General features: G+C 51.9%; 19 protein-coding genes, 4 tRNA genes and 2 pseudogenes. 13 read left to right on the plus strand and 12 right to left on the minus strand.

Going from position 1 to position 19,978, the window contains the following annotated elements; translation table 11 throughout:
- Positions 1-52: 52 nt before the first annotated feature.
- The 3 genes from lptM (at position 53) to prmC (ending at position 2,432) form a co-directional block, all read left to right on the plus strand.
- Positions 53-223: an LPS translocon maturation chaperone LptM gene (lptM, locus tag DBZ16_RS09160; RefSeq protein WP_003745044.1), complete on the plus strand. Its 171-nt coding sequence runs from the start codon at positions 53-55 to the stop codon at positions 221-223.
- An 11-nt stretch (positions 224-234) separates the two neighbouring features.
- Complete coding sequence (lysA, locus tag DBZ16_RS09165; RefSeq protein ID WP_107813779.1) at positions 235-1,455, plus strand: diaminopimelate decarboxylase; 1,221 nt, start codon at positions 235-237, stop codon at positions 1,453-1,455.
- 149 nt (positions 1,456-1,604) lie between these two features.
- Complete coding sequence (prmC, locus tag DBZ16_RS09170) at positions 1,605-2,432, plus strand: peptide chain release factor N(5)-glutamine methyltransferase (protein ID WP_107813780.1); 828 nt, start codon at positions 1,605-1,607, stop codon at positions 2,430-2,432.
- 67 nt (positions 2,433-2,499) lie between these two features.
- Here prmC and folD read toward each other — a convergent pair whose 3' ends face one another.
- A complete protein-coding gene (folD, locus tag DBZ16_RS09175) occupies positions 2,500-3,351 on the minus strand; it encodes a bifunctional methylenetetrahydrofolate dehydrogenase/methenyltetrahydrofolate cyclohydrolase FolD (protein ID WP_107813781.1) in 852 nt (283 codons plus the stop codon).
- Between the two features lie 238 nt (positions 3,352-3,589).
- Here folD and DBZ16_RS09180 point away from each other — a divergent pair.
- The 6 genes from DBZ16_RS09180 to DBZ16_RS16385 all read left to right on the plus strand — a co-directional run bounded on the left by DBZ16_RS09180 (position 3,590) and on the right by DBZ16_RS16385 (position 4,687).
- Positions 3,590-3,667, plus strand: a tRNA-Pro gene (locus DBZ16_RS09180).
- A gap of 26 nt (positions 3,668-3,693) precedes the next feature.
- Positions 3,694-3,770: transfer RNA gene (locus tag DBZ16_RS09185), tRNA-Arg, on the plus strand.
- 10 nt (positions 3,771-3,780) lie between these two features.
- Positions 3,781-3,856, plus strand: a tRNA-His gene (locus DBZ16_RS09190).
- 222 nt (positions 3,857-4,078) lie between these two features.
- The gene (locus DBZ16_RS09195; protein WP_107813782.1) at positions 4,079-4,339 is read left to right on the plus strand and encodes a hypothetical protein; all 261 of its coding nucleotides are present in this window, start codon (positions 4,079-4,081) and stop codon (positions 4,337-4,339) included.
- 11 nt (positions 4,340-4,350) lie between these two features.
- Positions 4,351-4,488: a hypothetical protein gene (locus DBZ16_RS16380; RefSeq protein ID WP_240600325.1), complete on the plus strand. Its 138-nt coding sequence runs from the start codon at positions 4,351-4,353 to the stop codon at positions 4,486-4,488.
- A gap of 1 nt (position 4,489) precedes the next feature.
- Positions 4,490-4,687, plus strand: a complete 198-nt coding sequence (locus tag DBZ16_RS16385) for a hypothetical protein (protein WP_240600327.1) — start codon at positions 4,490-4,492, stop codon at positions 4,685-4,687.
- A 99-nt stretch (positions 4,688-4,786) separates the two neighbouring features.
- Here DBZ16_RS16385 and DBZ16_RS09205 read toward each other — a convergent pair whose 3' ends face one another.
- A complete protein-coding gene (locus DBZ16_RS09205; protein ID WP_107813783.1) occupies positions 4,787-6,832 on the minus strand; it encodes a TonB-dependent siderophore receptor in 2,046 nt (681 codons plus the stop codon).
- 427 nt (positions 6,833-7,259) lie between these two features.
- Here DBZ16_RS09205 and groES point away from each other — a divergent pair, with 427 nt between their 5' ends.
- Both groES and groL read left to right on the plus strand, forming a co-directional pair.
- The gene (gene groES, locus DBZ16_RS09215; protein WP_003684150.1) at positions 7,260-7,547 is read left to right on the plus strand and encodes a co-chaperone GroES; all 288 of its coding nucleotides are present in this window, start codon (positions 7,260-7,262) and stop codon (positions 7,545-7,547) included.
- Positions 7,548-7,652: 105 nt separating this feature from the next.
- The gene (groL, locus tag DBZ16_RS09220) at positions 7,653-9,287 is read left to right on the plus strand and encodes a chaperonin GroEL (protein WP_107813784.1); all 1,635 of its coding nucleotides are present in this window, start codon (positions 7,653-7,655) and stop codon (positions 9,285-9,287) included.
- Between the two features lie 116 nt (positions 9,288-9,403).
- On the opposite strand, the gene DBZ16_RS09225 is transcribed toward groL, so the two are convergent.
- Complete coding sequence (locus tag DBZ16_RS09225; RefSeq protein ID WP_070497852.1) at positions 9,404-9,973, minus strand: hypothetical protein; 570 nt, start codon at positions 9,971-9,973, stop codon at positions 9,404-9,406.
- Between the two features lie 256 nt (positions 9,974-10,229).
- Here DBZ16_RS09225 and DBZ16_RS09230 point away from each other — a divergent pair.
- A tRNA-Phe gene (locus DBZ16_RS09230) sits at positions 10,230-10,305 on the plus strand.
- Between the two features lie 129 nt (positions 10,306-10,434).
- On the opposite strand, the pseudogene DBZ16_RS16720 reads toward DBZ16_RS09230, so the two are convergent.
- The 8 genes and pseudogenes from DBZ16_RS16720 to DBZ16_RS15915 all read right to left on the minus strand — a co-directional run.
- Positions 10,435-10,631 (minus strand): annotated as a pseudogene (locus DBZ16_RS16720) (hypothetical protein); the annotation flags it as partial.
- Between the two features lie 60 nt (positions 10,632-10,691).
- Entirely contained in the window at positions 10,692-10,994 is a 303-nt protein-coding gene (locus tag DBZ16_RS16390) for a hypothetical protein (protein WP_240600329.1), read from the minus strand.
- Positions 10,991-11,785 carry a tetratricopeptide repeat protein gene (locus DBZ16_RS09240; protein WP_240600331.1) on the minus strand — a complete coding sequence of 265 codons (795 nt, stop codon included), beginning with the start codon at positions 11,783-11,785 and terminating at the stop codon, positions 10,991-10,993. Before DBZ16_RS09240 ends, DBZ16_RS16390 begins: the two co-directional genes overlap by 4 nt.
- A gap of 72 nt (positions 11,786-11,857) precedes the next feature.
- Positions 11,858-12,943 (minus strand): tetratricopeptide repeat protein, encoded by a 1,086-nt coding sequence (locus DBZ16_RS09245; RefSeq protein WP_107813785.1) that lies wholly within the window; start codon positions 12,941-12,943, stop codon positions 11,858-11,860.
- A gap of 75 nt (positions 12,944-13,018) precedes the next feature.
- A complete protein-coding gene (gene dinG / locus DBZ16_RS09250; protein ID WP_107813786.1) occupies positions 13,019-15,169 on the minus strand; it encodes an ATP-dependent DNA helicase DinG in 2,151 nt (716 codons plus the stop codon).
- A gap of 43 nt (positions 15,170-15,212) precedes the next feature.
- A complete protein-coding gene (locus tag DBZ16_RS09255; RefSeq protein ID WP_107813787.1) occupies positions 15,213-15,482 on the minus strand; it encodes a hypothetical protein in 270 nt (89 codons plus the stop codon).
- Between the two features lie 71 nt (positions 15,483-15,553).
- Entirely contained in the window at positions 15,554-15,820 is a 267-nt protein-coding gene (locus tag DBZ16_RS09260; RefSeq protein ID WP_003766405.1) for a DUF3079 domain-containing protein, read from the minus strand.
- A gap of 178 nt (positions 15,821-15,998) precedes the next feature.
- Positions 15,999-16,142, minus strand: a pseudogene (locus DBZ16_RS15915) (IS5/IS1182 family transposase); the annotation flags it as partial.
- A gap of 151 nt (positions 16,143-16,293) precedes the next feature.
- Here DBZ16_RS15915 and glmS point away from each other — a divergent pair.
- Entirely contained in the window at positions 16,294-18,132 is a 1,839-nt protein-coding gene (gene glmS / locus DBZ16_RS09275) for a glutamine--fructose-6-phosphate transaminase (isomerizing) (RefSeq protein WP_107813788.1), read from the plus strand.
- A 469-nt stretch (positions 18,133-18,601) separates the two neighbouring features.
- Here glmS and purB read toward each other — a convergent pair whose 3' ends face one another.
- Positions 18,602-19,972: an adenylosuccinate lyase gene (purB, locus tag DBZ16_RS09285; RefSeq protein ID WP_101809831.1), complete on the minus strand. Its 1,371-nt coding sequence runs from the start codon at positions 19,970-19,972 to the stop codon at positions 18,602-18,604.
- Between the last annotated feature and the right edge of the window lie 6 nt (positions 19,973-19,978).

The raw sequence follows: 19,978 nt of genomic DNA on the forward strand, positions 1-19,978 counted from the left end.
TGTTTAAGATACCGAATCTTGCCACATTCGCGCTTATGAAGGAAGTTTACCGATGAAATACGGCGTATTTTTTGCTGCGGCAACCGCCCTCCTGCTTTCAGCCTGCGGTTACAAAGGCGACCTCTACTTGCCCAAAGAAGGCGACAAGGCGCGTTTCGGCGTGATCCAAACCGGCTTAAAAGTCCATTCTTCCAAAGAGCCGACCAATCAAACCAACGACTAAGTCTTACCACCATGACCCTGCATTGCGAACAAGTCCCTTACCCCCGCCTTGCCGAAGAATTCGGCACACCGCTTTATGTGTACAGCCAATCCGCGCTGACCGAAGCATTTGAAAATTATCAAACCGCGTTTGCCGCGCTTTCCCCGCTCGTCTGCTACGCCGTCAAGGCAAATGGCAATCTGAGCATCATCAAACACTTCGCTTCGTTGGGCAGCGGTTTCGACATCGTCTCCGGCGGCGAATTGGCGCGCGTTTTGGCGGCGGGCGGCGACGCGGCGAAAACCATATTTTCAGGCGTGGGCAAAAGCGAGGCGGAAATTGAGTTCGCGCTGCATGCCGGCGTGAAATGCTTCAATATGGAAAGCATCCCCGAAATCGACCGCATTCAAAAGGTTGCCGAACGCTTGGGCAAAACCGCGTTCGTCTCCCTGCGTGTCAACCCCGATGTCGATGCCAAAACCCATCCTTACATCTCCACCGGTCTGAAAGCCAACAAATTCGGCATCGCCTACGCCGACGCGCTCGAAGCCTACCGCCACGCCGCCCGCCAAAGCCACCTCAAAATAATCGGCATCGACTGCCACATCGGTTCGCAACTGACCGACCTCAGCCCGCTCATCGAAGCCTGCGAACGCATTTTGATTTTGGTTGACGCACTTGCCGCCGAAGGCATCGTTTTGGAACATTTAGACTTAGGCGGCGGCGTCGGCATCGTTTATCAAGACGAAACCGTCCCCGATTTGGGCGCGTATGCCCAAGCGGTTCAAAAACTGATCGGCACACGTCGTCTGAAACTCATCCTCGAGCCCGGCCGCAGCTTGGTCGGCAACGCAGGCTCGCTGCTGACGCGCGTCGAGTTCGTCAAACACGGCGAAGAGAAAAACTTCGTCATGGTCGATGCCGCCATGAACGACCTCATGCGCCCCGCCCTCTATGACGCCTATCACCATATCGAAGCGGTAGAACCAAAAAACATCCCGTCGCTGACCGCCAACATCGTCGGCCCGATTTGCGAAACCGGCGACTTCCTCGGCAAAGACCGCACCCTTGCCTGCGAAGAAGGCGATTTGCTGGTCATCCGCAGCGCAGGCGCATACGGCGCCAGCATGGCAAGCAATTACAACACGCGCAACCGGGCGGCGGAAGTCTTGGTGGACGGCAACGAATACCGGCTTATCCGCCGACGCGAAACCTTAGAACAGCAAATGGCAAACGAAATGGCTTGTTTGTAAGGTTTGATCGTTTATAGCCCATAAACCACCAAGCGGGTTTATGGGCTAAAGATTAATTAAATCAAGGTATTTTAGTTTTAGGATATGACCCTCCATACGTTTTCAGACGACCCCTCACCATTCCCCGTACAAACTCAGGACAAACAAACATGACCTTAGACCAATGGCTGCGCCATTCGCAGTTGCCGAGACTTGAAGCCCGTATGTTGCTGCAACATGCAGGCGGGTATAGTCGTGTGCAGTTGGTCACGCAAGGTGCCGATCCGCTGCCGGAAGCAGTAGCCGCGCAACTGGATATCCTTCAGACACGTCGTCTGAAAGGCGAGCCGATGGCGTATATTTTGGGCGGACGCGAGTTTTACGGACGATGGTTTGAAGTCAGCCCCGACGTGTTGATTCCCCGTCCCGAAACCGAGCATTTGGTGGAGGCGGTGATCGAACATCTCCCGGCAAACGGGCAGGTTTGGGATTTGGGAACGGGCAGCGGGGCAGTTGCCGTGACGGTGGCGTTGGAAAGAACGGATGCGGCAGTGCGCGCTTCCGACATCAGCGGCGGAGCATTGGCGATTGCCCGTAAAAACGCGGAAACTTTGGGCGCAAGGGTCGAGTTTGCATTGGGTTCGTGGTTTGAGACGGATAAGACGTCGTCTGAAGACAAACACCGCTTTGATGTCATCGTTTCCAATCCGCCTTACATCGAAGCCGACGACGAACATTTGAGCCAAGGGGATTTGAGATTCGAGCCGCAAACGGCGTTGACAGATTTTGCCGACGGCTTGACCTGCATTCGAGAACTGGCGCAGCGTGCGCCGGCATTTTTGAAAGAGGGCGGATGGCTGCTGCTGGAGCATGGTTACAACCAAGGCGCAGCAGCGCGGCATATTTTGACGGCAAACGGGTTTGCCGAAGTCCGTACGCAACAAGATTTGGCAGGGCTGGACAGATTGACCTTAGGCATGTTCCGCCATGTTGAATAATGTTTTTAGTGGCTGAAAGTGAAACCGCCAATCTGCCACCTGCCGCATCAAGTCAGTTTATAGCGGTTTAATCATGCAGCGTCGCGGCATGCAAAGTATTTTCCAATAAAGTAGCAATCGTCATCGGACCAACTCCGCCGGGTACAGGGGTAATCATACCGGCACGTTCTTTTGCTACATCAAACTCCACATCGCCGCACAAACTGCCGTCTTCCAAACGGTTAATCCCGACATCAATCACCACCGCGCCGGGTTTAATCCACTCCCCTTTGACAAAATTGGGAATCCCGACGCCCACCACCACAATATCGGCAGCCCCGACTTCTTTGTCCAAGTTTTCCGTCGCGCTGTGGCAAATCGTTACCGTGGCGCGGGCAAGCAGCAGCTCCAATGCCTGCGGGCGTCCGACAATATTCGATGCCCCGACGACTACCGCTTTCTTACCTTTCGGATCGATACCGTAAGCCTCCAGCAGCGTCATTACACCCTTGGGCGTACAAGGGCGCATCAGCGGCATTTTTACCACCAAACGACCCACGTTATAAGGATGGAAACCGTCCACATCTTTGTCCGGATGGATACGTTCCAAAACAGCCTGACTGTCCAAGCCTTCAGGAAGCGGAAGCTGCACCAAAATACCGTCTACTTCCGCGTTCGCGTTCAATTCATCAATCAGTTTCAATAAATCTTCCTGAGAAGTTGACGCAGGCAGTTCATAAGACAAAGACCGGATGCCGCATTTTTGGCAGGCGGATTTCTTGTTGCGGACATATACCGCGCTGGCAGGATTGTCCCCGACCAATACTACCGCCAAACAAGGCGCACGCAATCCCGACTCAAGCCGTTTGGCTACCGCAGCGGACACCAGCTGCAAACGTTCCTGCGATATTTTCTTACCGTCAATCAATTGAGCTGTCATGAAAGTTCCATTCGGTTATGAATAAATAGCAAGGGCAATTATCGCATTTTTAAACCGATTTGGCAGTCGGATAACAGCAAAAACCGGAGCCATATTTTTGAACTGTATTACACCCGGTATGAAGTAGGTAAAAAATTAAATTTTAAATAAAAATAAACAGATAATTTAGGAAAAAGAAAAAATAGCTCAAATTGAATTGACAGGATTTCGGCGTATCTGTATATTTTCATTCTTCAGTCGGGGCGTAGCGCAGCCCGGTTAGCGCATCTGCTTTGGGAGCAGAGGGTCGTGAGTTCGAATCCCACCGCCCCGACCACCAAAATTCAGCACGAATCGGCATGAGCGCCCGTAGCTCAACCGGATAGAGCACCGACCTTCTAAGTCGGGGGTTACAGGTTCGATTCCTGTCGGGCGTGCCAAAAGTTAATGGTGGCTGTAGCTCAGTTGGTAGAGCCCTGGATTGTGATTCCAGTTGTCGTGGGTTCGAGCCCCATCAGCCACCCCAAATAAAAAATCCTGCATAGCAATATGCAGGATTTTTTATTGTCTATTACATTTCAAATAGCGATCGGACTTACGCATCATCCGTGAGAATTGAAGTATTTGGCTTGTGAATTGTCGTTGTATGCAGGATAAACTTTTAGGTAATCTCAAGGTCGTCTGAAAAGGCTCTTTGAAAGTTATCCCTAACAAAACGGAATTTTCATACGATTTCAAAAGGAAATCCATGCACATTACATTTCCTGAATGGTTTGATGATCTTGCTGAATTTGAAGCTGAAAATAAAGGTTGTCTATTGGATTTTCCATTGTGTATCAATGGGCAAGATTTTGTTTTTACCTTCTACGATTTGTGCCGCCTCAACCAAACCTGTGTCGATGAATCTGACTCAGTCGGTTTTTTGAAAAACGAAGCGGTCGTTGTGCAGCAAGCGGTAAATCGGGCAAACATCACCCGCTTTGTCCAAGCGTTTTTTCAGTTAGGGTGAAAAATGAAACCATGAAAAAGCACATCGACGACTTGCGCAATGTCCTGTATATCCATGACTTAACCGTCGTCTTAGAAGAAGATATCCCTGCCTTCCCCGCTACGTGGACGCTGGCTCATCCTTATTTCACGCTGCCGATGACCATATAATGTGAACGATATCAGCGTGATACTGCTGCACGAGAGTTTCGGTTGCTATCAGATGGAGCAGCCCGAAATATCACTGTATTTCACCAAAACCAACCGCCATTCGTGGCAGCGTGATTTGACCGTTTTTATTAAAACGCTGATGCAATACATTCACTCAACCAAAGCGAAACGCGACAAGGCTATTCGGAAGGACATTTGAACAAACAGTCTTCCGATAAACACGGTTTTCCAAACAGAAAGACGTCGTCTGAAAAACAGTAAAGGGTTTTCAGACGACGTCTTTGTTTTTACGCGGTTCTTAGAAGCGGTAGTTAACGCTTAGACGAACATCGCGGCCGATGCCCGGCAAGGTTTCGCCGCGTTGGCTGTGCGGATAGTAGAACTTGTTGAACACGTTGTTGACTGCGAAGTTGACGTTGAGCGTGTCTTTGCCCAGCGGTTTCCAGTTGGCGAATATGTCGTTCACGCCGTAGCCTTTGCGTTTGACTTCACCCTTGTCGCGAACCAATACCGAACCGGAGGCTTTTTGGAGGTAACGACCACGCCAGCCGATTTCCAAATTCGGATTTTGGAAGCGGTAGGAGAGGGAGGTTGTCCAAGTGCGGCCGGTCTGTACGGCAAATTCGGGGTTTGCGCTTAACAGGTTTTCAGGATGGGTGTCGTAGATGCGCGGTTTGCTGTGGCTTACGCCGACTTTAGCCAGCAGACCGCCTGTGCGGTAGGATGCGCCCAATTCATAGCCATGGTTTTTGATGTAGCCCGCATTGACGATTTCGCGTACGCCTGCAATCGGATTGCCTGCGGCATCATGGCGTTGCTGCGGACCTGCGACGGCATCTTTGATTTTTTGCCAGAAGTAGCTACCGTTGGCGGCAAAGCTGCCGTTGTTGTAGTTGAAGCCGATTTCGGTATTGCGGGCGCGTTCGGCTTTGGTGCCGTCTGCAATCGACGTGATGGCGTTTCTGCGTCCATGTTGGCGCATCGCATCGTAAAGACGCGGGCTGCGGGATGCGTAGTTGTGGCTGGCACTGAGATTCCAGTGTTCGTGCGGCTGCCAAATCACGCCGAAGCTCGGGTTGACTGTGCCGTCGGAAACGGATTTGCCGTCATGGGTTTTGATGTTGAAATGGTCGTAGCGTAAGCCGCCTGTAAGGGTAAAGTCGCCGATGTCGTGGATGGCTTCGGCGTAAATGCCAGCATCGCTTTTCTTCGGATTGCTCAAGGCAGGATTGAAGAATACCGGTGGTTTGATTTCTTGATGGCGGTAGTTGACGCCGTATTTGATTAATGTGTTTTCGCCAATGCGGCTGTCCAGATTGAAATTCGCGCCTTTGGTTTCGATAACGGTCGTACTCGGGCCGGGCAGATTGCCTGCGTAGCCGTTTTTGCTGTCATCGGCGGAATAGCGTTCGTTTTTCATGAGGTAGGCGTTGGCATCCAGTTTTTCAACAAAGCCCAAGTTGCGCGCCGTCCATTCCAAATTGGTGTTAGAGAGGCTGGTTTCGCGGTAGGCCGGGGCTTGGCGTGCCAAAGTCAGACGAGGATTATCGGTGGCGGTAAATTCTTCACGGACGGTGCGGATGCCTCGGTGTTGATCATTCATGTGGCTTAATACTAAGCGGTGGTCGCCGAAGTTTGCGCCGATTTTGGCAAGATAGCTGCGCTTGTCTAGCGCGCTGAATGGTACGGTTTTGCCGCCGTTGCTGTTTGTATAGCCTTTGCCGGGTTTGTAATCTTTTTCATCGTTGCGGCTGTAAGAGAACAAACCGTCGAAGTTGCCGGCTTTTCCGAACACACTTGCACCGTAGCTTACGCCGTCATTAGAGGCATAGCCGCTGTTGAGGCGTACACCCCAGTTTTTGTCCAAACCTTTGAGCAAGTCTTCGGCATCGACGGTTTTGGTAATAATCGCACCGTTGGTCGCGCCGATACCGGCAGATGCGGAGCCCGCGCCTTTCTGTACGGAGACGATTTTGACCAGCGCGGGGTCGATGATGAAACGACCTTGGTGATACAGCATTTGGCTGTCGGAATAGGCGTTGTCCACCTTAATATCCACTGAGTTCTGTCCCATGCCGCGCAGCGTCAGGAATTGGGACGAGCCGTTGCCGCCGCCGAAATCGATGGCAGGTTCGTCTTTCAATAATGCGCGCAAATCGGTTGCCGTGTTTTCGTCTTTTTGCTGAAGGGTAACAATGTTGGTTCTAATTTTGCTGCCTTGTCGGTCGCCTTTCACAGTAACAGTATCAAGGGTAACGCTTTCTTTCGCTTCGTTTTCCGCGTGGGCAAAACCGGCGGCGAGTGCCAATGAAAGCAGGCTGAAGCGGAACAGGGGTGAGGTCATGTAAATTTCCTTCGTTGGGGACAAGTTTCAGTTCTTTGGTTAAACTCATTATTAATAATGATTTCTATTTATTTTAAAGATGAGATGCTATTTTGTAAAGGCGTGTTTATGTTTGCGCTGATAGTGTCTGGTTTTTTCTTGATTGAACCATTTGAAGTTTGCCGACTATAAAAGGTCGTCTGAAAATATCTGTCTGCTTGGGCAGCATTGAACGTAGGGCGGGGATGGTGCGCAACCTGTTATGCCCGTTTTCAGACGACCTTAAGCGGAAAATTTTTGCTTCTTCCCTTGAATTTATCGGGCTGAACCCTAATTTGCCGCTGTGTTAAGGTAAGTTTGTTGACAAACTTGCCGCCTTCTTTTTCAAACCGCATCTGCCGGATGAAGGCAGATGATTGTTTTCAAACTATTTATCGGAGCATAAAACATGACCATCCGTCCTTTACACGACCGCGTCGTCGTCAAACGCTTGGAAGCTGAAGAGAAAACCGCATCAGGCATCGTCTTGCCGGGCGCAGCCGCTGAAAAACCCGACATGGGCGAAGTGATCGCCGTGGGTGCAGGCAAAATCGGTAAAGACGGCGAACGCCGTCCGCTGGATGTCAAAGTCGGCGACAAAGTCATTTTCGGCAAATACAGCGGTCAAACCGTTAAAGCCGACGGCGAAGAGCTGTTGGTTATGCGCGAAGAAGACATCTTCGGTATCGTTGAATAAACATTCCGTGTATTCAGAACAACAGGTCGTTTGAAAAGGCGTACAAGGTTTTCAGACGACCTCAGACAGAATTAAATGTATTAAACAATTTTGGAGAATCAAAACATGGCAGCAAAAGACGTACAGTTCGGTAACGAAGTCCGCCAAAAAATGGTCAGCGGCGTGAACACTCTGGCAAACGCCGTCCGCGTAACTTTGGGCCCTAAAGGCCGCAACGTAGTGGTTGACCGCGCATTCGGCGGCCCGCACATCACTAAAGACGGCGTTACCGTCGCTAAAGAAATCGAACTCAAAGACAAATTCGAAAACATGGGCGCGCAAATGGTGAAAGAAGTGGCGTCCAAAACCAACGACGTAGCGGGCGACGGTACCACTACCGCCACCGTACTGGCACAAGCCATCGTAGCCGAAGGCATGAAATACGTGACCGCCGGCATGAATCCGACCGACCTGAAACGCGGTATCGACAAAGCCGTTGCCGCTTTGGTTGAAGAGCTGAAAAACATCGCCAAACCTTGCGATACTTCCAAAGAAATCGCCCAAGTCGGCTCGATTTCTGCCAACTCCGACGAACAAGTTGGCGCGATTATTGCCGAAGCGATGGAAAAAGTCGGCAAAGAAGGCGTGATTACCGTTGAAGACGGCAAATCTTTGGAAAACGAATTGGATGTCGTCGAAGGTATGCAGTTCGACCGCGGCTACCTGTCCCCTTACTTCATCAACGACGCGGAAAAACAAATCGCTGCGCTGGACAATCCTTTTGTATTGTTGTTCGACAAAAAAATCAGCAACATCCGCGACCTGCTGCCTGTTTTGGAACAAGTGGCAAAAGCCAGCCGTCCGCTCTTGATTATCGCTGAAGACGTAGAAGGCGAAGCCTTGGCGACTTTGGTGGTGAACAACATCCGCGGCATCCTGAAAACCGTTGCCGTTAAAGCCCCGGGCTTCGGCGACCGCCGCAAAGCCATGTTGCAAGACATCGCCATCCTGACCGGCGGTACCGTGATTGCCGAAGAAGTCGGCCTGTCTTTGGAAAAAGCCACTCTGGAAGACTTGGGTCAAGCCAAACGCATCGAAATCGGTAAAGAAAACACCACTATCATCGACGGCTTCGGCGACGCAGCCGAAATCGAAGCGCGTGTTGCCGAAATCCGCCAACAAATCGAAACCGCAACCAGCGATTACGACAAAGAAAAACTGCAAGAGCGCGTTGCCAAACTGGCAGGCGGCGTGGCAGTAATCAAAGTCGGTGCTGCTACCGAAGTCGAAATGAAAGAGAAAAAAGACCGCGTGGAAGACGCGCTGCACGCTACCCGCGCAGCCGTTGAAGAAGGCGTGGTTGCAGGCGGCGGCGTAGCCCTGTTGCGCGCCCGTGCCGCTTTGGAAAACCTGCACACCGGCAATGCCGACCAAGACGCAGGCGTACAAATCGTCTTGCGCGCCGTTGAGTCTCCGCTGCGCCAAATCGTTGCCAACGCAGGCGGTGAGCCTAGCGTAGTCGTGAACAAAGTGCTGGAAGGTAAAGGTAACTACGGTTACAACGCAGGTTCCGGCGAATACGGCGACATGATCGAAATGGGCGTACTCGACCCCGCCAAAGTAACCCGTTCCGCGCTACAACACGCCGCGTCTATCGCCGGTCTGATGCTGACCACTGATTGCATGATTGCTGAAATCCCTGAAGAAAAACCGGCTATGCCTGACATGGGCGGCATGGGTGGTATGGGCGGCATGATGTAAGGTTGCCCAAACCTGAACGCAAACAAAAACCTGCACGGACAACCGTGCAGGTTTTTTCTTATTTGAAAGAAGGTCGTCTGAAAACGGGTAGGGCGGATTTTCAGACGACCCCTAGCTTATCTTGCCTGCTCCATAGCAGCCATTAATGCATTAAAATTTTGCATCAGCGTTGCTTTATCGAACCAGCCAGCCAGTGTAAACAGCTGTATAAAAATCCCTATAATCACAACCATACAGCAGAAATACAAAAGATAGCCTTTGAATACCGTCCAGACTTTGACCTGACCCATTTGCATCAAGCCGACAGCCTGCGCCCAAAACGCCCAAGTCTTCCAAAACATCAACAGCGGCGTAATCTGCGGGATATAAAACACAAGCAGCGCCGGAATCATCAAAGCTTCCGATGCCAAGATGAATCCCCATAAAGGCAGGCGCGGCGCGCCGTTTATACTTAAAACATAACGCATCACACGGCTCAAAATCAGCCACTTTATGACGGTAACCAACACGCCAAAGACGACAGCCGCAGTGCTGACGCCAAGCAAGGGAGACATGTCTGCCGCATTAATCATGCCCAACAACAGCAAAATTGCCAAAATGACAGGCAGCGTATAGAAATAATCAGCAGGATTCTTATAGCGCAGGCGCAGAATATCCCACATATCTTTTAAAAAAACATACAACATCAAACAGATATCTTCAGAAACAAAAAAGCGATTGTATCTTAAAACGACACATAGGTCGTCTGAAATCGACAATCCATCCCCGATGGAAAAATTGTGGATGCCAACGGTCGATATCCGGCGGATTTCGTTGAAAATCATCGAAATTTAATTTAAGTTAAAACAAAAGTTTATAAAATATCTCCGCACCATTTCAAAATAAACCTTGCATGAACCGGTTGTTTTTGGTTTAATGATCACTTCCCTGCAATGCAGATAAGGCCAGATAGCTCAGTTGGTAGAGCAACGGATTGAAAATCCGTGTGTCGGCGGTTCGATTCCGCCTCTGGCCACCATAAAAACCGCCTAAGGCGGTTATTTTTTTATCTCATGCCATCAAGCATCATCAAACCAATCCCTGTCGATAAGATATCACACAGTTTTCAGTTTCACTCTGTTATCTGATTCCCCCCTTTCCGCTAATCAAAACGTCTTTTATGTTTGAAATACAAAAACGAAGGTCGTCTGAAAACATATAGTGGATTAAATTTAAACCAGTACGGCGTTGCCTCGCCTTAGCTCAAAGAGAACGATTCTCTAAGGTGCTGAAGCACCAAGTGAATCGGTTCCGTACTATTTGTACTGTCTGCGGCTTCGTCGTCTTGTCCTGATTTTTGTTAATCCACTATAAAAGCCAGTTTTAAACTTCCCCCCAACTTCATTTTCAGACGACCTTTTTGTCTTAATCTTTGCGTGGCGCCCAATAGACATCTTCTTTTTTGACAATGCCTCGTCTGAGGATATCGGCGGCTAAGGCTGCGGTGTCGGGCGGATTTTGATAGAACGCCGCATCTTCCTTGCTCATCGCCGAGTAGATGCCTTTCCAATGGGTTTTGGCTGGAGGCAGGGGCAGGACTTCGTCTAGGTGCGGGAAGGTGTAGAAGGGGTTGCCGCTTTTTGTGCCTGTGCCCATAATGGCTTTTTCTAGCTCGACATAGGCTGCTTCGCGAACAGGATCAGCAGGTGTAGCCGAAAATTCCTTCATATAGGCATATAGGCTTTTGACTTACCATAAACTTTCCTTAAAGATAAAGCAGCAGTCCCTCCTCCTTCACCACCTTGACGTACAGCATTATGCATTAATTGTAAGGACTCTTTTAGGTTGCCGCGTATTGAATATATCACACCTAATCTGTTCATTGCGGTAGAAAACCCTTGCTTCGCAGCACAGCTCAATAACAGTTCTCGAACCTTTTTATTATTAAACTGTTTATCGTAAATTAAAGACAACTCATATTGCGCCAGCGGCACGCCCAAATCCACAGCCTTTTGCAAATAGGCAAGACCAAGTTGTGGGTTGCGGCGATAACCTGCATTGCCTTCGTACAGCGCGTCAAACAACCAGTAGTTCGCCATTGCCCAATTTTTATCTAAACCGTAGTGCAGCCATTTGCGGGCACGGTTGTGCAAGGGGTCGTACATAATGCCGGTCGAACCTTGAACATGGGTGTAGAGCAGGTAGAGATTGTTAATTGCCTGATAATGCCCCTTTGATGCCGCCGCTTCGTACAAGACAATCATGTCCTGAAATTCCTCTTTATTCATACGCCAGTCTTTGGCATCAAGCAGGGTAGCAGCGCGATACCAAAGATGGGATTCGGCATCGGGTGGGGACGGCGGCGTCCAAGTGGCGCAGGTATATTGGGTACGCTTGGAATCAAAGGCTTTGGGTGCTGGATGGGTTTGAGTGTAATCGCGGTCGGATTGGGACGGAGAGACCGAACCGCAAGAAGTCAGCAGGGGGATAAGTAGGGCGATGAAAGTGAGTTTGTTCATGGTATGTGTTTTATTATGGTTCAGGGAGGTCGTCTGAAAACGGATTTCGGATTTCAGACGACCTTTTTGCCTTTAGTCTTTGCGCGGCGACCAATAGACGTCTTCTTTTTTGACAATGCCGCGTTTGAGAATCTCGGCGGCTAAGGCTGCGGTGTCAGGCGGGTTTTGATAGAACGCTGCGTCTTCTTTACTCATTGCAGAGTAGATGCCTTTCCAATGGGTTTTGGCGGGTGGCAGGGGCAGGACTTCGTCTAGGCGCGGGAAAGTATAGAAGGGGTTGCCGCTTTTGGTGCCTGTGCCTGTAAGTGCTGTATACAACTCGTTGTAAGCTGCTTCAAGGACTGGATCAGCGGGGGTGGAAACGAATTCCTTCATATAGGCTTTCGTTTTGCCATAAACGTGGCTCAAACGTAAAGCTGATTCTCCCCCACTTTCTCCTCCATAGCGCACGGCATTGTGCATTAACCGCAAGGATTCTTTCAAATCACCATCAATAGCTTTAAACGAAGATAATTGCTTCATTGCTGCAGAGAAGCCTTGTTTGGAAGCGCAACCAAGAAGCAATTCCTGAGTTTTTAAATCCTTTGTCTGATTTCTATAAATGAGAGACAGTTCATACTGCGCCAGCGGCACGCCCAAATCCACCGCCTTTTGCAAATAGGCAAGACCAAGTTGCGGGTTGCGACGATAACCTGCATTGCCTTCGTACAGCGCGTCAAACAGCCAGTAGTTCGCCATTGCCCAATTTTTATCTAAACCGTAGTGCAGCCATTTGCGGGCACGGTTGTGCAAGGGGTTGTACATAATGCCGGTCGAACCTTGAACATGGGTGTAGAGCAGGTAGAGATTGTTAATTGCCTGATAATGCCCCTTTGATGCCGCCGCTTCGTACAAGACAATCATGTCCTGAAATTCCTCTTTATTCATACGCCAGTCTTTGGCATCAAGCAGGGTAGCAGCGCGATACCAAAGATGGGATTCGGCATCGGGCGGGGACGGTGGTGTCCAAGTCGCGCAGGTGTATTGGGTGCGGTTGGGGTCGAATGCTTTGGGTGCGGGATGGGTTTGGACGTAATCGCGGTCGGGCATGTTGGGAGATGCCGAACCGCAGGAAATCAGCAGGGGGATAAGCAGGGCGATGAAAGTGAGTTTGTTCATGGTATGTGTTGATTGTGTTTGTGTTGAGGTCGTCTGAAAACGGATTTCGGATTTCAGACGACCTTTTTATGAGTTTCAACCTATCCTTTTAAACGGCGGCAGGCTGGCTAGTAATTGTTGGCCGTATCGCTGCGTTTTGACGCGGTTGTCGAGAATGGTTACGCGGCCGTAGTCTTGTTCGGTGCGGATGAGGCGGCCGACGGCTTGGATGAGTTTGATGCCGGCTTCGGGGACGGTGATTTCGATGAAGGGGTTGCCGCCGCGCTGTTCTATCCAGCGGTTTTGGGTTTTTTCAATGGGGTTGTCGGGCATGGCGAAGGGGAGTTTGGCGATGATGACTTGAACGCAGGCGGTGCCGGGCAGGTCGAGTCCTTCGGCGAAGCTGTCGAGTCCGAAGATGATGCTGGCTTTGCCTTCTTCTATGGCTTGGTGGTGTTTTTGCAGGAGGACGGCTTTGGGCAATTCGCCTTGTACGAGCAGGAGCGGCAGGTAGTCTTCTGGCAGGCGCAGGGCGACATCCTGCATTTGTTTGCGCGAGGAAAACAGGACGAGTGTGCCGATGGCTTCGGTGGGCGAAATGAGCTTGGGCAGCCATTCGACGATGGCGGCGGTGTGCGCGGCGGGGTCTTTGGGGCTGGCGTGTACGGGCGGAATGTAGAGTTCGCCTTGCGCGTCGAAATCAAACGGGCTTTCTAGGGCAAGGGTGGTGGTTTCGGGCAGCCATTGCAGTCCAGTTTGGCGCAGGATCAGGTTGAAGCTGCCCAAGGATTGCAGGGTGGCGGAGGTCAACACTGCGCCTGCCGCGCGCCGCCACAGGCTGTTGGCGAGGTGGGACGCGCTGCTGATGGGGCTGGCGTTGAAAATGTAGTCGTTTTTGTCGTCGGCGCGGCGGGTTATCCATTTTGCCAGCGGTTCTTCGCCCTCGAGGGGGACGGTGGAAAGCAAGTCCCATGTGGCGGTGATTTGTTCGACGCGGGCGCGGAATACGCCGAATTCGGTACTCAGGCGGTCGATTTGCGCGCTGTTTTGGTCTTTGTCGCGGCGGGCGGCGGACAAGGCGTCGTTGAGGCTGTTGACGTGTTTGTAGAGGCTGCGAGCGGCAATGGCGGTGTTGGAAACGGTGGTTTCGAGGCCTTCGGGGATTTTGCCGTCTTCCCACAGCCAAGTCGGTTCGCTGTTGGTCCGTCTGTCGTTTTCAGACGACCCCAAGCTCAAAGACGGCTCTTCGGCGAGGTGGAACTGCCATTCGTGCAGGCTTTCGAGCAGCGCGGCGGCGGCTTCGTCGGCAAGGTTCGCCAACTCGCCTTTGTCGGTGAGCGTGGCGATTTTGCTGGTAACCTGCGGCAGTTTTTCCAACGCCCACACGGCTTGGTTCCACGAATGCTCGGCGGCAAACTGGCTGAGTGCTTTTTTGGGCAGGTGGTGCGCCTCGTCGATGCAGTAGAAGCTGTTTTCAGGGTCGGGCAAAATCACGCCGCCGCCCATGCTGATGTCGACCATCAGCAAATCGTGGTTGGTTACGACGACATCGACGGTCTCCAGCGTGTCGCGGGCAAGGTAAAACGGGCATTCCGGACGGTTGGGGCAGGCGGCTTTGAGGCAGCCGTAGTTGTCGTTGTTCACCTTCATCCAGATGGTGTCGTCGATTTTTTCCGGCCAAGTGTCACGGTCGCCGTTGAACCGTCGGGCGGAAAATTCGTCGGCGATGTCGCGCAGCAGCTTCAATTCTTCGGGCTTGGGTTTGCTGTCCCACAACACGGCGGGGGCTTCGAAACCGAGCAGGTTTTGCTGGGCGTTGCTTTGCGTGAGTTGGTAGAGTTTGTAGGGGCAGAGATAGCGGCCGCGCCCTTTGGCAAGTGCAAAGGTCAGTTCCAAACCGCTTTTTTCAACCAAAAACGGCAGATCGCGGTCCACCAGCTGCTCCTGCAAGGCAACCGTCGCGCTGCTCACAATCAGCCGCTTGCCGCGCGTCTGCGCCATAATGCCGCCCGCCAGCAGGTAGGCAAGCGATTTGCCCACGCCGGTCGGCCCTTCGATCACGGCAATGCTCTCGCCCTCGCGCTTGGGCGGCTCGCCGCCTTCTTCGCGCGTCAACGTCCGCGAAAAAGCGTTGGCAACCGCCGCAATCATTTCCCGCTGCGAAGCGCGCGGACGGAAACCGGGCAAGTTTTTGCCGATATTTTGGTAATGGTCGCGGATGGCGTTTTTTTCTAAATCGGTGAGCATCGAGGTCGTCTGAAAAGGTGGATTTGCTTATGAATTTGTTATTTTAGCATTTTTCGGGGGCGGGTTCGGGAGAGATGGGAGAGGTCGTCTGAAAAGCATATTTTGGCGTTTTCAGACGACCTTTGGTAAGGGAAGTTGTATCGGGACAGGAGGTTTGAACCTTTGTCGTTTCTGTTGCCGTCATTCCCGCCCTCGCGTAGGCGGGGGCGGGAATGACGGAATTTGATGACATACCATATTTAAAGTTAAGTATGTTTGCTAGGGAGATGGGCAGCGGCGGTTTGGCGCGGGTGGGGTCAATTTCTTGGGGCATCGTTGAAATAAAGATAAGGGCGCATGACTGCGCCCCTTCGGTTTTCAGACGACCCCTTAAGCTTGGCGGGATTAAGCCGTTTTGTTCCGCAACGGCAGTTTGATATGCGGCTTGGCGGGTTTGGGCGCTTCTTTCAAGCCCAGTTCGATTTGCTGCTCTTCGCTCAACAAATTGCTCCAGTCGCCTTTTTTATACCACTCGCGCCCGTCCAATTCGATGGGGTGCTGGATGCGCTCGCAGCCGTTGCCGCATTGCAAATCGTCTTCTTTACAATATTTGTCGCAACCCCAGCAGATGCGCTCCGGCGCTTTGGGGAAGATGGGGAATTTTTTTGCCATGGTGTGAAATCCTTGCTTTTATTTTCATGAAATTATAAATGATTCGATTGCGGCAGCTTGGTTTTTGTACGTCTTTTTACGCTGGACAGTTAAGAAATGTATAAGGTCGTCTGAAATAGCCAGCCGATTCATGTTATATTTATACAGACAGCATATCAACCTATTCGATAAAACTAATCCGCCATATGGCACTCAAACGGCGCGAAGCCTGATATAGTGGATTAAATTTAAACCAGTACGGCGTTGCCTCGCCTTGCCGTACTATTTGTACTGTCTGCGGCTTCGTCGCCTTGTCCTGATTTAAATTTAATCCACTATATTTGAAACTATTTTTAAAGCAATCAATCAGTTGGATTTACTGTTAATTTCTTTAAAATTCAGTATGATATATTTTGCTCTGATATAATGTGCGGGCAAGGCGTACGGAAGCCGGCGTCTTGTCTTTTTTCAACTTTAGATACTAAGGAACTTATATGTGCGGTATCGTCGGCGCCATCCGCGCCAATCACAATGTAGTCGATTTTCTGACCGACGGTCTCAAACGCCTTGAATATCGGGGCTACGACTCGTCGGGTATCGCCGTGAACACGGACGGCAAAATCAAGCGCGTGCGCCGTGTTGGCCGCGTGCAGCTGATGGAAGATGCGGCGCGCGAAAAAGGCGTGTTCGGCCATATAGGCATCGGCCATACCCGCTGGGCGACCCACGGAGGCGTAACCGAACCCAACGCCCACCCCCACATCTCCGGCGGCATGATTGCCGTCGTCCACAACGGCATCATCGAAAACTTCGAAGCCGAACGCGAACGCCTCAAAGCCTTGGGTTACACCTTCGAATCGCAAACCGACACCGAAGTCATCGCCCACAGCGTCAATCACGAATACACCCAAAACGGCGGCAAACTGTTTGAAGCCGTCCGCGCAGCCACCGCCCGTTTCCACGGCGCGTATGCCATCGCCGTGATGGCGCAGGACAAACCCGAAGAAATGGTCGTTGCACGCATGGGCTGCCCGCTCTTGGTGGCATTGGGCGACCAAGAAACCTTCATCGCCTCCGACGTATCCGCCGTCATCGCCTTTACCCGCCGCATCGCCTATTTGGAAGACGGCGACATTGCCCTTCTAAGCGCAAACGGCATCGACAAACTCATTGACAAAACCGGTACTGAAACCCAACGCACCGTCAAAGTATCCGAACTGTCGCTCGCGTCGCTGGAATTAGGCCCTTACAGCCACTTCATGCAAAAAGAAATCCACGAACAACCGCGCGCCATCGCCGATACCGCCGAAGTCTTCCTTGACGGCGGCTTCGAACCCGAAAACTTCGGCGCGAATGCACGCGAAGTGTTCGACGATATCCACAGCATCAAAATCCTTGCCTGCGGTACGTCCTACTATGCCGCGCTGACCGCCAAATACTGGCTCGAATCCATCGCCAAAGTGCCGACCGACGTCGAAATCGCCAGCGAATACCGCTACCGCGACGTGATTGCCGATCCAATGCAATTGGTCATCACCATCTCCCAATCCGGCGAAACCTTGGACACGATGGAAGCCCTGAAATACGCGCAGTCTTTGGGACACAAACACAGCCTGTCCATTTGCAACGTCATGGAATCCGCCCTGCCGCGCGAAAGCGAATTGGTGCTGTACACCCGCGCCGGTGCAGAAATCGGCGTCGCCTCTACCAAAGCGTTTACCACGCAACTGGTCGTCCTCTTCGGCTTGGCGGTTACCTTGGGCAAACAGCGCGGCTTAATATCCGAAGAACAAGCGCACGCCTATATCGAAGAATTACGCCAACTGCCCGGCAGTGTACAACATGCCCTTAACCTCGAGCCTCAGATTGCCGCCTGGGCGCAGAAATTCGCCAAGAAAAACAGCGCACTCTTCCTTGGACGCGGCATCCATTTCCCGATTGCCCTCGAAGGCGCGTTGAAGCTGAAAGAAATCACCTATATCCACGCCGAAGCCTACCCCGCAGGTGAGTTGAAACACGGCCCGCTGGCATTGGTGGACGAAAACATGCCCGTTGTCGTCATCGCCCCCAACGACAGTCTCTTAGACAAAGTCAAAGCCAATATGCAGGAAGTCGGCGCACGCGGCGGCGAACTCTTCGTCTTCGCCGATTTGGACAGCAATTTCAACGCCACCGACGGCGTGCATGTCATCCGCGCCCCGCGCCACGTCGGTGTACTCTCGCCGATCGTGCACACCATCCCCGTGCAGCTCTTGTCCTACCACGCCGCCCTCGCACGCGGCACGGACGTGGACAAACCGCGCAATCTGGCGAAATCGGTTACAGTTGAATAAAGCCTGATTGGAACGGTAAAAGGTCGTCTGAAAACTGGGAAATCCAAGTTTCAGACGACCTTTTTTAAATCGACGCGAACTTGAGATAAGCCGAACCCGTAACGTGGGCTTTGCCCGCTGAATATAGTCAATTCAAATCAGCAATGTCCACGCCGTCATTCCCGCGCAGGCGGGAATCCATTTTTGAATTTTGGCAAATGTTTTTCAAGCGCCTGTTTCTTCAAATTTCCGATGGATTCCCACCTGCGCGGGAATGACGGCTGGTGGCGGGTTCCGTATCAAAAACTAAGCCCGTAGCGTGGGTTTTACCCACGAGTGAATAGAAATGATTGGACTCGGATATTTGGGCTGAAAGTCGCGGGCAAAGCCCACGCTACTCTTAATATGACGAAAGGTCGTCTGAAAACCATCAGTTTTGGTTTTCAGACGACCTTTTGTGTCGATTCAATCTCAAATCATTAAGACGGTATCAAATCCGTTTTGCCAATTCTTCCGCTTTGCCGATGTAGAGCGCGGGGGTCAGGGCGAGCAGTTGGGATTTGGCTTCGGCGGGGATTTCCAGCGATTCGATGAAGACTTTCAGCACTTCGGGCGTGATGCCGCCTTTGCCGCGCGTCAGGTCTTTCAGTTTTTCGTAAGGATTGGCGACACCGTGGCGGCGCATAACGGTTTGAATCGGCTCGGCGAGCAGCTCCCAAGTGGCATCCAAATCGGCAGCCAGCGCGGCGGGGTTGGGTTCGAGCTTGTTCAGGCCGCGCAGGTGGGCGGCGAAACCCAAAACGGCATAGCCTACGCCTACGCCCATGTTGCGCAGGACGGTGCTGTCGGTCAGGTCGCGCTGCCAGCGGGAGACGGGCAGTTTTTCGGATAAGAAGCCCAATACGGCGTTTGCCATGCCGAGGTTGCCTTCGGAGTTTTCAAAGTCGATGGGGTTGACTTTGTGCGGCATGGTGGAAGAGCCGACTTCGCCCGCTTTGACTTTTTGTTTGAAGTAACCCAATGAAATATAACCCCAAACGTCGCGGTTGAAGTCGATCAGGATGGTGTTGATGCGGCTGAGGGTTTGGAAGAATTCAGCCATGTAGTCGTGCGGTTCGATTTGGATGGTGTAGGGGTTGAAGGTCAGACCGAGGCCTATTTCGACAAAATTTCGGCAGTGGGTTTCCCAGTCAATGTCGGGATAGGCGACCATGTGGGCGTTGTAGTTGCCGACGGCGCCATTGATTTTGCCAAGGAATTCTTGCGCCTGAAGGTTTTTGAACTGGCGTTGCAGGCGGTACACGATGTTGGCGGTTTCTTTGCCTAAAGTAGTCGGCGTGGCGGGTTGGCCGTGGGTGCGGCTCATCATGGGGACGGCGGCAAGGTCGTGCGCCATGCCGGTGAGTTTTTCGATGATTTCGGCAAGTTTCGGCAGGATGACGGTTTCGCGCGCTTCTTGCAACATCAGGGCGTGGGACAGGTTGTTGATGTCTTCGCTGGTGCAGGCAAAGTGGATGAACTCGCTGGCGGCGGCGACTTCGGGCACACCGGCGAAGCGTTCTTTAAGCCAGTATTCGATGGCTTTGACATCATGATTGGTGGTCGCTTCGATGGCTTTGACGGCAGCTGCGTCTTCCAATGAAAAGTTTTCGATGACTTTGTCGATTTCGGCAAGCGTGAAATCGTTGAAAGCGGGGATTTCGGTGATTTTCGGTTCGGCGGCGAGGGCTTTGAGCCAGCTCAATTCGACTTTGACGCGCGCCCTCATCAGGCCGTATTCGGAGAAAATCGGACGCAATGCTTCAACGGATTTGGCGTAGCGGCCGTCTAGGGGGGAAAGTGCAGCGATAGGGTTGATCATGTTGGA

Source organism: Neisseria sicca (assembly GCF_003044565.1).
Classification (GTDB): Bacteria; Pseudomonadota; Gammaproteobacteria; order Burkholderiales; family Neisseriaceae; genus Neisseria; species Neisseria sicca_A.